This window comes from Bradyrhizobium sp. BR 10289 (assembly GCF_019455385.1).
In the GTDB taxonomy this organism is placed as follows: Bacteria; Pseudomonadota; Alphaproteobacteria; order Rhizobiales; family Xanthobacteraceae; genus Bradyrhizobium.
In genome coordinates this window covers 24,167-38,000 of the sequence record NZ_JACOFR010000038.1, presented here as the reverse complement: position 1 = coordinate 38,000, position 13,834 = coordinate 24,167, and the positions used below count along the sequence as shown (strand labels likewise).

General features: G+C 65.7%; 13 protein-coding genes. 3 read left to right on the top strand and 10 right to left on the bottom strand.

What is annotated here, in order from left to right; translation table 11 throughout:
- The first annotated feature begins 70 nt into the window (after positions 1 to 70).
- A complete protein-coding gene (locus HYH08_RS35660; protein WP_220014494.1) occupies positions 71 to 937 on the top strand; it encodes a DUF3280 domain-containing protein in 867 nt (288 codons plus the stop codon).
- A gap of 227 nt (positions 938 to 1,164) precedes the next feature.
- Here the strand turns inward: HYH08_RS35660 and HYH08_RS35655 are convergent, their stop codons facing one another.
- Genes HYH08_RS35655 through HYH08_RS35645 form a run of 3 tightly spaced genes read right to left on the bottom strand, consistent with a single transcriptional unit; the run spans position 1,165 to position 4,242 of the window.
- A complete protein-coding gene (locus HYH08_RS35655; protein ID WP_220014493.1) occupies positions 1,165 to 2,196 on the bottom strand; it encodes an L-idonate 5-dehydrogenase in 1,032 nt (343 codons plus the stop codon).
- A gap of 21 nt (positions 2,197 to 2,217) precedes the next feature.
- Positions 2,218 to 2,985, bottom strand: a complete 768-nt coding sequence (locus tag HYH08_RS35650; RefSeq protein ID WP_212345747.1) for an SDR family oxidoreductase — start codon at positions 2,983 to 2,985, stop codon at positions 2,218 to 2,220.
- 12 nt (positions 2,986 to 2,997) lie between these two features.
- A complete protein-coding gene (locus tag HYH08_RS35645; RefSeq protein WP_502789363.1) occupies positions 2,998 to 4,242 on the bottom strand; it encodes a mandelate racemase/muconate lactonizing enzyme family protein in 1,245 nt (414 codons plus the stop codon).
- A gap of 133 nt (positions 4,243 to 4,375) precedes the next feature.
- Here HYH08_RS35645 and HYH08_RS35640 point away from each other — a divergent pair, with 133 nt between their 5' ends.
- Both HYH08_RS35640 and HYH08_RS35635 read left to right on the top strand, forming a co-directional pair.
- Positions 4,376 to 5,143, top strand: coding sequence for a GntR family transcriptional regulator (locus HYH08_RS35640; protein ID WP_220014491.1), 768 nt, complete (start codon positions 4,376 to 4,378; stop codon positions 5,141 to 5,143).
- Positions 5,144 to 5,257: 114 nt separating this feature from the next.
- Complete coding sequence (locus HYH08_RS35635) at positions 5,258 to 6,622, top strand: MFS transporter (protein WP_220014490.1); 1,365 nt, start codon at positions 5,258 to 5,260, stop codon at positions 6,620 to 6,622.
- A 48-nt stretch (positions 6,623 to 6,670) separates the two neighbouring features.
- On the opposite strand, the gene HYH08_RS35630 is transcribed toward HYH08_RS35635, so the two are convergent.
- The 7 genes from HYH08_RS35630 to HYH08_RS35600 form a co-directional block, all read right to left on the bottom strand.
- Positions 6,671 to 6,898, bottom strand: a complete 228-nt coding sequence (locus HYH08_RS35630; RefSeq protein ID WP_220014489.1) for a hypothetical protein — start codon at positions 6,896 to 6,898, stop codon at positions 6,671 to 6,673.
- 98 nt (positions 6,899 to 6,996) lie between these two features.
- On the bottom strand, positions 6,997 to 8,247 hold the full coding sequence (locus HYH08_RS35625; protein ID WP_220014488.1) for an arsenic transporter: 1,251 nt from the start codon (positions 8,245 to 8,247) through the stop codon (positions 6,997 to 6,999).
- Positions 8,248 to 8,272: 25 nt separating this feature from the next.
- Entirely contained in the window at positions 8,273 to 9,535 is a 1,263-nt protein-coding gene (locus HYH08_RS35620) for an MFS transporter (protein ID WP_220014487.1), read from the bottom strand.
- Positions 9,536 to 9,566: 31 nt separating this feature from the next.
- Complete coding sequence (locus tag HYH08_RS35615) at positions 9,567 to 10,184, bottom strand: hypothetical protein (protein WP_220014486.1); 618 nt, start codon at positions 10,182 to 10,184, stop codon at positions 9,567 to 9,569.
- A gap of 36 nt (positions 10,185 to 10,220) precedes the next feature.
- Positions 10,221 to 10,922 carry a hypothetical protein gene (locus tag HYH08_RS35610; RefSeq protein WP_220014485.1) on the bottom strand — a complete coding sequence of 234 codons (702 nt, stop codon included), beginning with the start codon at positions 10,920 to 10,922 and terminating at the stop codon, positions 10,221 to 10,223.
- A gap of 110 nt (positions 10,923 to 11,032) precedes the next feature.
- Positions 11,033 to 12,394, bottom strand: a complete 1,362-nt coding sequence (locus HYH08_RS35605) for a sigma-54-dependent transcriptional regulator (protein ID WP_220014484.1) — start codon at positions 12,392 to 12,394, stop codon at positions 11,033 to 11,035.
- Positions 12,379 to 13,833 carry a sensor histidine kinase gene (locus HYH08_RS35600; RefSeq protein WP_220014483.1) on the bottom strand — a complete coding sequence of 485 codons (1,455 nt, stop codon included), beginning with the start codon at positions 13,831 to 13,833 and terminating at the stop codon, positions 12,379 to 12,381. The genes HYH08_RS35605 and HYH08_RS35600 overlap by 16 nt, the downstream gene beginning before the upstream one ends.
- Position 13,834: the final 1 nt, after the last annotated feature.

Below are 13,834 nucleotides of genomic sequence, written 5' to 3'. Positions count from 1 at the left end.
GGACCTGTGCTGCTGCGCAGTCGGAGATCGCCCCCCAGATTGCGGCGCCCCTCCATCACACGAGGCCCGCATGCGCCGTTTCAGCTCGATCCTCTCTGCCTTCCTTTTCGTCGTCCTTCCGGCGGCCGCTTCGCCAGCCGGTGCCGAGGCCGCCATCGGCGTTGCCGTGGACGATTTCAGCTACACCGACACCTCGGCCGAGCCGGCCGACCAGAGCGCGGCCCATGAGCGCCGGCTTGCCGCGTTCATGGCCGCGCTCAGGCGGGACATCGCGGCTGATCAGCGCTACCGGCTGGCGCCGTCGGCCCAGGATGGCGCAGCGTTCAAGGTGATCGGCGGCATCCAGAAGACCAGCACGCTGGTGCAATGGGCCAAGGTCGCCGTGATCGACGTGAACGCGAAGAAGCTCGTGATGGACAAGCTCTATATTTTCCGCGGCGACAATGATGAATCCTGGGAGCGGGCCGAGATGTTCGTGTCCCGCGAGGTGATGGCCGCGCTCGCAACACCCGCGCCGGTCGCGCTCGCCGTGTTCGATTTCGAGCTGGAGGATACGACGGCGGCTTCAGCAGGCGCGTCGGCCACGTCGGATGCCTCCTACCTCGCGGAAGTCACCGCCGGCGTGCGCGAGGCGCTCGGCCAATCCGGCCGCTACCGCATCGTCGAGGTCGGCGGCGAGGCGGCAAGCGTGCGCGCCTTGCGCGATTGCAACGGGTGCGAGGCTGCGATCGCGCAAAAGCTCGGCGCGGATCAATCGCTGATCGGCGTGGTGCGGCGGGTCAGCCGCACCGAATACACGCTGGGCTTCCAGGTTCGCGACGCCAAAACCGGCGCGGTGCTGGCACGCGGCGACAGCGGCCTGCGCATGGGCGCGGATTATTCGTGGAAGCGCGGAGCCGTGCGGCTGGTCAGTGACCGGCTGGTCGAGAACCGGTAGGGCGGTCGTTGTAGTCGATCGGCGGTGCTTGCTTCAACGGGGAGAGGTCGGATTGCGCCTGGCGATGCGAAGCATCGTTTAGTGCAATCCGGGTGAGGGGCCGCAGCATTCGGTGAGAGCTTAAGCCCTCACCCGGATCGCATCTTGCGATGCGATCCGACCTCTCCCTACGGGAGAGGTGGTCTGAGTTCTGGGCGCGCGACTGAATCAAGCAAGCCGCATCGCGCTCAGAACGTCAGCTGTACCTTCATCGACTGCGAACGGTCGGTGGCGAGCTCGAAGGCGGCGACCGCGTTCTCGAAGGGCAGGGTCGCCGTGATCAGCGGCTTCACGTCAATCAGGCCTTCGCCCATCAGCCGCACCGCGAGCTCGAACTCGGGATCGAAGCGGAAGGTGCCGCGGAGCTGCAATTCCTTGGCGACGATGGCGTTGATCGGCAGCGTCATCTCGCCGCCGAGGCCGAGCTGCACCAGCGTCGCGCCGGGACGCAGCACGTCGAGCGCGGTGCGCAGCGCCGCCTGGTTGCCGGAGGCCTCGAACAGCGTGTCGAACACGCCCTTGCCGGCGCGCCAGGGATCGAGCGCGGTGGCATCGGTCGCGACATTGATGGCGCGGCTGGCGCCGAGCTTTCTTGCGACCGCGAGCGGCGCATCGGCGACATCGGTGACGACGATCTCGGACGCGCCGCCGAAGCGCAAGACCAAAATCATCAGCGCGCCGATCGGGCCGCAGCCGGTGATCAGAACGCGCTTGCCGAGCAGGGGGCCGGCCTGCTTGCCGGCATGCAGGCACACTGCGAGCGGTTCGGCAACCGCGGCCTCCGCCAGCGACAGCTTGTCGGAGATCGGCACGGCCTGCGTGGCGTCGACCGTGATGAACTCGCGAAAGCCGCCCTGCACATGGGGGAAGCGCATCGCGCTGCCGAGAAAGCGCATGTCGAGGCACTGGTTGCGCATGCCTTCCTGGCAATGCAGGCATTGGCCGCACGGCTTGCTCGGATTGACCGCGACGCGCGTGCCAGCTTGAACGCTGGTGACACCGTCGCCGATGGCTGCAACCACGCCGGCGATCTCATGCCCCAGCGCCATCGGCTGCTGAATGCGGACGACGCCGAAGCCGCCGTGGTGGTAATAGTGCAGGTCGGACCCGCAGATGCCGCCATTGGCGATCTTGACGCGGACCTCGCCCGGGCCGGGCGCCGGATCAGGATAGGTATCGATCCGCAGATCTTTCGGGGCATGAATGACGACGGCGCGCATGGTCTCGTTCCCTGTTCGCGATTACATCGCGGCGATCATGCCGCCATCGACATAGATGATCTGGCCGTTGACATAGGTCGAGGCGTCCGACGCCAGGAAGATTGCCGCGCCGACCAGCTCGTCCGGCTTGCCCCAACGCTTGGAGGGGATGCGGCCCATCAGCCAATTGTTGAAGTCGGGATTATTGACCAGCGCCTCGTTCATGTCGGTGAGCATGTAGCCGGGGCCGATCGCATTGGCCTGGATGCCGTGCTGGGCCCATTCCACCGCCATCGAGCGCGTCAAATTCTTGATGCCGCCTTTAGCCGCAGTGTAGGGCGCGATGGTAGGACGCGCGAGCTCGCTGCCGAGCGATCCGATATTGATGATCTTGCCGCGCTTGCGCGGGATCATGCGCTTGCCGGCCTCGCGACCGATCACAAAGGCGCTGGTCAGATCGGTCTCGATCACCTTGCGCCATTCGTCGGTGGTGAATTCCGCCAAGGGCTTGCGGTGCTGGATGCCGGCATTGTTGACGAGAATGTCGACCGCAAGGCCTTCGCGATCGAAACGCTCGAAGGCGGCGACGATCGCCGGCTCGTCGGTGACGTTGAAGGCGGCGCCTTCGGCCTGATGTCCGGCGGCGCGAAATTCGGCGACGGCCTGCTCGACACGCTTCGGGTCGACGCCGTTGATGATGATCTTGGCGCCGGCTTTGGCCATGCCTTCGGCGATGGCGCGGCCGAGCCCGCGGGAGGAGCCGGTCACGAGGGCGGTGCGGCCGGACAGGTCGAACAAAGCGGTGCTCATCTCAAAAAATCCTCAAGCGTTGGAGCGGCGCACGGTCAGATCGGAGCGCTCGAATACGGCGGGCAGAAGGTCGACGCCAAGGCCCGGTCCTTCCATCGGGAAGACGTAACCGTCCTTGATGGTGGGCATCGTGGTGACGAGCTCGTTGTACCAGCCCCTGTAGAAGGCGCGCACGGATTCCTGAATCAGCGTGTTGGGCTGGCTGAACGACATGTGGATGGCAGCGATGAATCCGATCGGGCCGATGCAGTCATGCGGCGCAAAGGGCCGGTGATAGGTCTCGGCCATCGCCGCGATCTTGCGGCCCTCGGTGAGGCCGCCGGTCCAGCACAGATCCGCCATCACCACATGCATGGCGTCGCGATCGAGCATGTCCTTGTAGGGGAAGCGCGAGCCCAGCGTCTCGCTGGCGCAGACCCAGACGTCGGTGGAACGGGCATATTCGGCGAGCGCCTGCGGCGAGTTCATGCGGATCGGGTCTTCGTACCAGGTCGGCTTGTAGGGCTCGAGCGCGCGCGCGATCTGCTTGGCGGTCGGCAGATTCCACAGCGAGTGGAGCTCGACCATGATCTCCATCTTGTCGCCGACCGCTTTGCGGATCTTCTCGAACGGCTCGATCGCCTGCTTCATCTGCGCGGCGGTGATGTAGAGGCCCTTGTTCTCCTGCGCCGCGGGATCGAACGGCCAGATCTTCATCGCCGAGATGCCGCTCTCCAAGAGGCTTTCGGCCAGCGCGTCGGCGTGGTTCATGAAGCCGTCGAGGTCCTCATAGGGACCTTTGGACGCGCCGAGATTCCAGTTCGCGACCGGGCTGATATTGGTGGAGCGAACATATTGCGTGCCGGCGCAGGTGTTGTAGATGCGCTGCTTGTCGCGGCAGAGACCGCCGAGCATCTGGTGCACTGGCTGATTGCAGACCTTGCCGAACAGATCCCACAGCGCGATGTCGATGGCTGACGCCGCGCGGTATTCGACGCCGGTGGATGACTGCGCCATCGGCAGGTTCAGCATGTCGCGATGGATGGCTTCGATGTGCAGGGGATTGCGGCCGAGCAGGCGGCCGGCAAAGGTGTCGTGGATCTGCGCTTCGACTGCGCCTGCGCCATAGAAGGTTTCGCCGAGACCAATCACGCCGGCGTCGGTGTGAACGCGCACCCAGATGACATTGGAGAATTCCTCGGTGCGCAGCGTCTCGATCGACGTGATCTTCACAGGCCTTGTCCTCCCATCATCGGCGCCTCGCGCCCGCCGTTTCATTTTGCGCTGCAACATGTTGCAGGGCGCGCGGGAGTCTTAGCCCTGCTTGTAATATATCACAACATGTTTTAAGGGTGCCACAAATATGGCGCCACCCAGCAACGAGAGCGCGGACCTGAAGGGAGAGAACGACATGGCACGCCGCAAGCGCGCGCTCGAGGTGGTGAAAAGCGATGACGACGGCGAGGGCAAGCCCTCGCGGCGCAACCGGCTCAATTTCTTCGAGCTGGCCTACCAGAAGATCGAAGAGCTCCTCGTTCATTGCGAGCTCAAGCCCGGGCAATTCATGACGATGCTGGAGCTGCAGCAGATCACCGGTTTCGGCCGCACGCCGGTGCATCACGCCGTCAATCGTCTGTCCGCCGATACGCTCATCATCATTCGTCCGCGTCACGGCCTGCACATCGCGCCGATCGACCTTTCGCGCGAGCGCATGCTGCTGGCCTTGCGCCGCGACATGGAGCGCTTCGTCGTCCGGCTTGCGGCCGATCGCGCCAGCCTGTCGCATCGCAATCAGGCGCTGCACATCGAGCGTCTGTTGCGCGAGCGCCGCGCCACGCTGACGCTCGACGAATTCAACAGCCTCGACCGCCGCATCGATGCGCTGGTGCTAGAAGCCGCCGGCGAGCCGTTCCTGGTGCACACGCTGCGGCCGCTGCACACGCTGTATCGCCGCATCGGTTACATCCACCACCGCTTCATGCCGGGGCAGACCGATCTGTCAGGCACGATCGATCACCATCTCGCCATTCTCAGCGCGGTTGCCGGCCGTCGCATCGAGGACGCCGTGAAGGCGAGCGATGCGCTGATCGACTACATGGACCAGATGTTCACGGGCATGGAGGCGGGGATCGATCCGCGCCTGCTCGATTGCAGCATCGAACCGCTGCTTGACGCGTAAGCATGATACGGAAAAGTGCGCAGCGGTTTTCCGAAGAGATCATGCTCAAACCAAATGGCTGAAGCGCGATGACCTCATCGCGCTTCAGAGAGTTTCGAAGAGAGGACCCAAGAAATGTCAACGATGGCCGTGCCACAACCGACCGCGAGCGAAGCCGCGGTCCGCTATCTCATCACGAACTACAGTCCAAAGGGCAACAAGGTCGGCTGGCTGATGATGGCCTCGATCCTGGTCGAAGCCTGGGATCTCTATTCGATCGCCTTCGTGCTGATCTTCATCAAGGAGCAATACAATCCCGATCCGCTGATGCTCGGCCTCGCCGCGGCGGGCACGCAGGGCGGCGCGCTGATCGGTGCGCTGCTCGGTGGCTGGCTCTCCGACAAGATCGGCCGCCGCGTCATGTTCCTGATCACGATGGTGATGTTCATCGTGCTGGCGCTGGCGCAGGCCTTCGTGCCCAGCGTCGGCTGGCTTGTGGTAATCCGCTTCCTGCTCGGCATTCCGCTCGGCTCGGACATCTCGACCGGCTACACCTACATCATGGAATCGATGGCCAAGGGTGAGCGCGAGGTGATGGGCAACCGCTGGCAGTTCATGTTCGCCGTCGGTGAGGTGCTGACCATCGGCGTCATCGTGATCTTCCTGCTGCTCGACATCCACCACGAGACGCTGTGGCGCGTGACGCTTGGTCTCGGCGCGCTGCCGGCGCTGATCATCCTGATCATGCGCCATGACGTGCCGGAGACGGCGGTGTGGCTGGTGCAGAAGGGACGTTATCGCGAGGCCAAGCAGGTCGCGCGCGAGATGTTCAACGACAACCTCGACATGCTGCCGGACCAGGACGTACCGGTGCAGAAGGTCACCACGCGCGACTTCATCGCCGATCTCAGGAAGGACCCGATCCGCTGGCGTGCCACCATCTACGGCTGGATCGCCTGCTTCGCGCAAGGCAGCGAGTTCTCGACCTTCGCGTTCTACCTGCCGGTTCTGTTCGTGATGGTCGGCGTATCGAGCGTGCTCGGCAACAACCTGGTGACGATGGCGCTGTTCTGCTTCGCCGCCCTGTCAGGCTGGGTCGGGCCGCTGCTGACGCCGAAGATCGGCCATCGCGGCATCGCCATCGCCGGTTTCGGCATCGTGCTGTGCGCGCTGCTGCTCGCCGCCTTCGCGCTCTACACCGACAACAAGATGCTGCTGCCGTTCGCGGCTGCCGCCATGCTGTGGGGCCATTATTGGGACGCGTCGAACTGCATGACGATCCCGACCATGGTCGCCAAGCCGAAGTACCGCGGCACCGCCAGCGGCTTCGCCTACATGTTCGTGAAGCTGCCGTCGTTCCTGGCGATCTTCCTGTTCCCGTCGCTGTTCGCGGCGATCGGGCAGGCCAACGCCACGCTGTTCGTCGCGATCTTCCCGCTGATCGGATTGCTCGCCGCAATCTTCATCCTGCCGGAAGTCTACGGCTACGAGAACGACTGACGATCGCGACCCGGTCGCGGCCTCATGGCCGCGACCGGGCTTCTCCCGCTATGGGCCCAGAAAGATCGGGTCGATTCCGGTCGCGCCGTGGCCGAGCAGGCCGATCGCCTGAAGCTGGGCGCTGTGCAGGTCGATCTGCACGATCGCGAACAGGGCCAGCAGCACCACGGCCGTGAAGACGAGCATCGGATGAGATGTTGCACCCGGCGCGGTGGAACGGAGAAACGCGCCGCGCAGGGAAAAGCTCTGCGGCAATGCCTTCGATTGAATCTGCATGATGAACCTCCTTGCCGCGCGGCATGGGACCCGCGTGACAAGGTGCAGTGTAGGTCGGGTTCAGCCGGCCGCATTGATGCGCCGCAAACTGCGCGGGATTAATGGATCGCGGCCGCGAGCGCTGCGATCAGGGCCGGCGGCGTCACCAGCATGCCGAGCTTGAGGAACGGCCAGGCGCCGACTTCGATTTTTTCGCGGCGGAGTGCCACCAGCCACAAGATCGTCGCGAGCGATCCCGTGACCGACAGATTGGGCCCGAGATCGACGCCGATCAGGATCGCGCTGATGACGGGCGCGGGCAGGTGATCGCTGGCGGCGACGGAGCCTGCGACAAGACCGACCGGCAGATTATTGGCGATGTTGTCGGCAATGGCGGTCGCGATGCCGACACTCCAGGCCGCTTGCGTCACCGATTGCGCCACGGCCTGATGGAGCAGCGCGCTGAGCTGCCCGATCACGCCGGTCTTGATCAGCGCTTCCACCATGACGAAGAGCCCGCCGACCAGCGGCAACACGCTCCAGGACACGCCCCGCAGCACGGGCAGGGGTGATTGCCGGCTGATCAGCAGCACGATCGCGGCCGTGACCACGCCGCAGATGAAGGTCGGCAGGCCGAGCTGCCTGTCGAGCGCGGACGCCGTGACCAGCACAATCCCGATCGCGACGATGCCGACCGCCGTGAGCTTGCCGCCGCGGCCAAGCTTTGGATGCGGCACGCTGCGGGCGATCGTCTCCTCGTTCAGCGCGCGGTGCTGGGTCAGGCGCAGCACGATATAGGTCAGCAGGATCGAAGCCGCCGAGGGCAGGGCGAACAGGCGCAGCCATTCGGTCAATTGCGGCATCCGCGCGCCGAACACGACGAGATTGGCCGGATTGGAGATCGGCAGCACGAAGCTTGCGGCGTTCGCGATGAAGGCGCAGACGAACAGATAGGGCAGCGGCTTGGCGCCGCCCGCGCGCGTTGCGGCATAGACGGCGGGTGTCAGCACGATCGCGGTGGCATCGTTCGACAGCAGCACGGTGACGATTGTGCCGACGAGGTAGATCAGCAGGAACAGCCGTTGCGGCGATCCGGCTGCATATTCGACGGCAAGGGCCGCGAGATAGTCGAACAGGCCTTCGAGCCGGGCGAGCTCGGCGATCAGCATCATGCCGATCAGGAAGAGATAGACGTCGAGGCCTTTCTCGATGCCGGTGAGCGCGTCCTGCCACGGCAGCAGGCCGAGCAGCACCAGCGCCGCGGCGCCGATCACCGCCCAGATCGCCTCAGGCAGGCGAAAGGGGCGGATGATGACGCAGGCGGTCGCGGCGACGATGATGCTCCAGGCCAAGATGGCGTCAGACGGCACGTTCAATCCCCGGAATGGCACGAGTTCATTCGGCAGCGATAGCGGAAGCGGACGCCGCTGTCTTCCCCCGCGCCGGCAGGGGAGCATGCCGCGTCTCGGGCAAAGCGAGGAGGCAGACGACGGCGCCGATCGCCGCGACCGCGCCGAGGGTGATGAACGCCGCGCTGTAGCCGGCGCCGACCACGACGAAGCCGGCCAGCGTGGTCGACAGCGCAGCCCCGATGCTCTGGGCCGTGATGACCGCGCCTTGCGCGACGTTGAAGCGGCCGGTGTTGCGCATGAGGTCGGCGACGATGACGGGGAAAATCGCGCCAAAGATACCGGCGCCGACGCCGTCGAACAGCTGCACGCCGACCAGCCAGAACGGATTGTCCGAGAGCGTGTAGAGGGCCGCGCGGATCGGCAGGATCAGCAATGCGGCGAGGAAGAAGCGCTTGTGGCCCCAGCGATCGGCCTTGGCGCCGACCAGCATCGCGAACGGCACCATCACCAATTGCGCGGCGACGATGCAGGCCGACATCAGGCTGGTGCCCAGGTTCTTGTCCTGGAGCGCGAGCTTTTGTCCGACCAGCGGCAGCATCGCCGCGTTGGAGAGGTGAAACAGCGCCGTGCAGATCGCGAAGACGAGCAGGGGACGACAGGTCAGGAGTACCGCGAGACCCGAGGGCTGCTCGCTGTGCGTATCGACGTTATCCAACCCGCGAGCGAGCTCGTGGTCGATGGCCCGCTCCGGAATCGCAAGGATGCTGACGAGGCTCGCGATCGCCATTGCGCCGAGAAGATAGAACACAACCGTCGGACCGAACCAGTAAGCACTGAGGCCCGCGAGGGCGGCTGCAACGGCGTTGCCGGCGTGATTGAAGGTCTCGTTGCGGCCGATCCGGCGCGTGAAGGCGGCGTGACCAAAAGTGCCGAGCGAGACGGCGGCGATCGCGGGCGGGAAGATCACCGCGGCGGCCTGTGCGACCCCTTGGGAGATCGCGACCGGCAGGAAGGTGGGAAACAGAGGCAGCGACAGCGAGGCCAGCGTGACCATGACGGCCGCGACGACCATCACCATCCGCTTTGCCCGCGTCGCATCGACGAGTGCGCCGGCTGGCGTTTGAGCCACGATGCCGGCCACGGTCGCGATCGACATCACGAGGCCGATGCGCGCCTCGTCCCAGTGCTGCTCGGTGAGGAGATAGACGGCGAGATAGGGGCCGAGCCCGTCGCGGACGTCGGCGAGGAAGAAATTGGCGGCATCCAGCGCGCGGCCGGCGCGTGCCTTGTCGTCGTTGTCAGACATGACGGTCTTCCTTCCTCGCCTTCGTCGCGCCTTACGCCGCGTGAGCGCCTTCGCCGTGGCCGTGTTTCGGCTTCTTGTCCTTCGGCTTGGGCTTCTTCGCCGGCTTCAGCCGCTCGGAACTAGGGCCGATCTCCTCGACGTGGATCACGCGCCCGTGCCTCGTTTGAACGCCGTCGCCGCGGGCCGCGAGCTGTGCACCCGGAGCAAGCAGGGCGGCCACGTGCCCGGCCTCCTTCGGGCCGACACGCACCACGGTTCCGTCGGACAAGAGCGCGCCGCGCAGCTCGCCTTTGGGGCCGAACAGCGACAGCTCGACCACGCCTTCCGCCGACATCGGTGTGTGCTTCACCTTCGGATGCTCGCGGTCGTGCTCCGGACCGTTGTCCACGATCTCGCGACCGCCGGCGGTGGTCACCGAGACTGCGGCGAGCAACTCTGCGCCGCGCGGGCGCACACCGCGCACGCGGACCGTCTCGCCTTGCTTGAGATGCCGGGTCAGCTCTCTGTCCATATGCGGCGGCGTATGGACCAGGATGCGGGTTTTCTTGTCCTTCATGATGAAGCCGTCGACCTCGCCGTGGGGATTGAGCACGAAGCGGTCGAAGGTGCCTGCGGTCTCCGGCAGGCTTTCAGGATCTATCCAATGCATGATGTCAGCTCTTTCCTGTCGATGTGAACGGTTGGATCAGCCGCGCGGCGGAGGCGGCGGCGGGGGACCGCGGCGATCGGGTCCATCCTTCGGTCCGGGCGGACGTGGGCCGCGCAACTCCGTCATCTGGTCCTGGGACGTACCGATGGCGCGCACGTCGACGACCTTGCCGAGCGCGGTATCCAGCATATCGCCCCGGGCCGAGACCGTATGGCCCTGCTGCAATTGATCCTGCATCCGTTCGGCTTCCGGCGGCGGCAGCCTCAATGTGGTGCCGTCATCGAGCACAACGCCGTTCACCTCGCCGCGCTTGCCGTGCAATTGCAGCGCGATGCGGCCGCTGACGGTCTGATCGTCTCCGCCGCCGCGACGGTCCGGCGGCCCATTGTCGATCACGCTCTTGCCCGTCGCGACATTGGTGATTGAGGCCGCGTCGACCAGCGCGATGGCCCGCGCGCGCAGGCCGCGCACCGACACTTGATCTCCGGGACGGATTGCGTAGACGGTCTGCGCGCTGAGGTGAGGCGGCAGCTTCACCTCAGTGCCGTCGGTGAGAATTACGCCGTCGACGTCGCCCCGCGGCGTCAGCGTGTATTGCTTGACCGTTCCGCGCGATTCCGGAAGTTGCGAGGAATCCCACATCGGGCCCGTCGCCTGTGAGTACGCGGCCGCTCCGCCGCCGATCGCGGTGGTGGCGAGCAGCGCCCAGAACATGGTGCGCATGCGTGTCGTCTTCATGGAACAACTCCTTTCGATGTCGCGACCTCGTCGCTTGCGGAGAGTTCAGCAAGCAATATGCCAGCCACAAAACGATTGATTTGAAAGGATTTATTCCGGCAGCGACGTCATCAGGCGTCATCTTTCCCGACGCGGTCCGTCAGCTTTTCTGACATCTCGGCGAGGCCGTAACGCTGCATCTTGGTGTAGAGGAGCTGGCGGTTGATGTTGAGCCGGCGCGCCGCTTCGGTCCGATTGCCGTCGCACGCGTCCAGGGCCCGGATGATCATCGCCTTCTCGAGTTCAGCGACGGCGGCGGGGAGATCCGCACCGGATGGCGCCGGGCTCGTCGCCGCCTCGTGCACGCTGGTGTCGATGTCGTCGGGCCCGATGACGTCGGCGCGCGTCATGATGCAGGCGCGCTCGATCGTGTTGCGCAGTTCGCGAACATTGCCGGGCCAGGAGTGGCGCTGCAATTTGTCGATCGCGGCCTGGCCGAGATGCTTGTGCCGGCCGCCGCTTGCCGCCACACGGGCAAGGAAATGACGTGCGAGCGGCAGAATGTCGGTGGAACGATCACGCAGCGGCGGAATCGCGATCTGCAGGACATCGAGGCGATAGTAGAGATCTTCGCGGAATTCGCCGGTCGCGACCAGCCTGGCGAGATCGCGATGGGTGGCCGCGATGACGCGGGCATTGGTATGCACCGGCTTGCCCCCGACTGGTGTGATCACCTGCTCCTGCAACGCGCGAAGGATCTTCGCCTGCATCACCAGCGGCATGTCGCCGATCTCGTCGAGGAACAGGGTGCCATTGGCTGCATCGCGGAAGGCGCCGGTGCGATCCGCGGTCGCGCCGGTGAAGGATCCCTTCACGTGGCCAAACAGCTCGCTCTCGAGCAAATCTTCGGGGATCGCCGCGCAGTTGACCGCGACGAAGGGGCCGTCCTTGCGCTTGCCGTGAACGTGAAGCGCACGCGCTACCAGCTCCTTGCCGGTGCCGGTCTCGCCGAGGATCAGCACGATAGCGTCGCTGTCGGCCGCGAGCCCGATCGCCTTCTGCACGCTGCGCATGGGCTCGCTCGACCCGATCAGGCCATCCTCGTGGCCCGCGTCCGGATCGTTGACCGCCGGTATGCGCTCGGGCAGGCGGCCCAGCAGGTCTTTCAGCTCCGCGCGTCCGATCGGCTTGCTGAGATGATCGAACGCGCCGAGGCGCATCGCCTCGATCGTGTTGGCGGCACTGGCGAAGGCCGTCAGCACCACGACGGGCGGCGCGTCAGCGCGCGCGCGTATGCGGCGGAGCACTTCGATCCCATCCATGCCGCCAGGCATTCGCAGGTCGAGCAGAACGACATCGATATCATCGTCGAGCGCGGCGAGACCTTCGCGGCCGGAGGCGGCGAGGCGGGGCGCGTGGCCGAGATCGGTAAGTGCTTCGGCAAGGCCGTCGCGGAGCGCCGCGTCGTCGTCGACGATCAGGACTGTCGCCATGGCACTTCGATCTCGAAAATTGCGCCGCCGATATCCCGGGCCAGCCGCACATGGCCATGATGATGCCGTGCGATCTCGCGAACAATAGCCAGCCCGAGGCCGGTGCCATCGGCGCGCCCCGTGACGAACGGCTCGAACAAGCGCTCGCGCACATCCTGGGCGATGCCGGGGCCGGTGTCGGTCACCCGTAACAGCAAGCTGTCGTCGCGCCGGCTCGCCTCGACGGTGATCGTCCCGCCGGCTGGCGTGTTCTGGATGGCGTTGATGACCAAATTGTCCAAGGCCCGCTGCATCTGGGACGGATCGAATTGTGGTAACGGCGAAGATGAGGGCCCGGTTCCCACGGTCAGGGTAATGCCACGGGTGGCGGCGAGATCGCGATGGCTCTCGACAGTCTGCCCCAGGAAGGTTTCGAGATCGACCTTCGCCAGCCTGGGCTCGCGGGCCTGCGTCATCTCCAGCAAGTCGCGCAGCAGCGCGTCGAGCCTGTCGACCTGCTGCAGGATCGTGGTCAGGGCCGCCTCGCTGCGCGAGCCGTCGGGGACGGCCAGCGCATTCTCCGCTTTCAGTCGCATCGCTGCGATGGGGTTGCGGATTTCGTGGGCGAGGCCGGCCGACATGCGGCCGAGCGCGGCGAGCCGTTCGGCCGCGGCGGCGCGGCGGCGTTCCAGCGACAAGCGCTCGCCGGTGCTATTGAGCGCATCGACGAGGCGGTCGAGTTCGGGAGCGCCGGTCTGTGCCAGCTTCGGCAGATCGATTGCACCGTCGCGCCGGTCATCCAGCGCCGTTTCGATCTGGTTGATCTTGCGCGACCAGACATAAAGCACCCGGGCGAGCCAGGCGGCCGAGCCGAAGATGGTCAGCGCCAGCAAGATCAGTCCCGCCAGCAACTGATTATAGGCGGGGCCCTCCGCCGTAAAGGCCCGCGTCATCGTCCATCCGGTGATTCCCGTCAGCGGGCCGCGCAGCGGGCAGGCCTGAAGGATGAGCACCTGGGACCGGCCGGGTTGCCGGATCGACACCGCGCGCCCCGATCGCAGCGCCTCGGCATTGACCTCGCGGATGGTGTTGAGCTCGGCCGCGGGAAGGTCGGTCTTCGGCCCGCTGCCCTCATAGGTCGGAAACGCGTAGGCGAGCGAGCCTTCGTCGGCCTGCCAGATGCCGCCCTCGACGCCGGGCGCGCCTGCAAGCGCGGCCTGGGCCACCGTCGTCAGCTGCCGCTTCAAGGCGTCGTCGATCGGTCCGCCAGACCAGCCGCTCACGAAGAACTGGTAGCGGTCGGCAAGGTCGCGGCAGGCGCGTGCGACCAGATCCTCGGAGCGGGCGAGCCGTGCGTTCGCCGTCTGCTGAAAGGATTCGAACAGCAGGTAGCCGGTTGCGATGCCGGAGACGACCAGCATGATCCAGAGGGCCAGCAAACGGGAGCGGAGCGAACGCATG

Coding starts and splice junctions, on each gene's coding strand:
- HYH08_RS35660 (WP_220014494.1), top strand. CDS start 71: ATGCGCCGTTTCAGCTCGATCCTCTCTGCCTTCCTTTTCGTCGTCCTT.
- HYH08_RS35655 (WP_220014493.1), bottom strand. CDS start 2,196: ATGCGCGCCGTCGTCATTCATGCCCCGAAAGATCTGCGGATCGATACC.
- HYH08_RS35650 (WP_212345747.1), bottom strand. CDS start 2,985: ATGAGCACCGCTTTGTTCGACCTGTCCGGCCGCACCGCCCTCGTGACC.
- HYH08_RS35645 (WP_502789363.1), bottom strand. CDS start 4,242: ATGAAACGGCGGGCGCGAGGCGCCGATGATGGGAGGACAAGGCCTGTG.
- HYH08_RS35640 (WP_220014491.1), top strand. CDS start 4,376: ATGGCACGCCGCAAGCGCGCGCTCGAGGTGGTGAAAAGCGATGACGAC.
- HYH08_RS35635 (WP_220014490.1), top strand. CDS start 5,258: ATGTCAACGATGGCCGTGCCACAACCGACCGCGAGCGAAGCCGCGGTC.
- HYH08_RS35630 (WP_220014489.1), bottom strand. CDS start 6,898: ATGCAGATTCAATCGAAGGCATTGCCGCAGAGCTTTTCCCTGCGCGGC.
- HYH08_RS35620 (WP_220014487.1), bottom strand. CDS start 9,535: ATGTCTGACAACGACGACAAGGCACGCGCCGGCCGCGCGCTGGATGCC.
- HYH08_RS35615 (WP_220014486.1), bottom strand. CDS start 10,184: ATGCATTGGATAGATCCTGAAAGCCTGCCGGAGACCGCAGGCACCTTC.
- HYH08_RS35610 (WP_220014485.1), bottom strand. CDS start 10,922: ATGAAGACGACACGCATGCGCACCATGTTCTGGGCGCTGCTCGCCACC.
- HYH08_RS35605 (WP_220014484.1), bottom strand. CDS start 12,394: ATGGCGACAGTCCTGATCGTCGACGACGACGCGGCGCTCCGCGACGGC.
- HYH08_RS35600 (WP_220014483.1), bottom strand. CDS start 13,833: ATGCGTTCGCTCCGCTCCCGTTTGCTGGCCCTCTGGATCATGCTGGTC.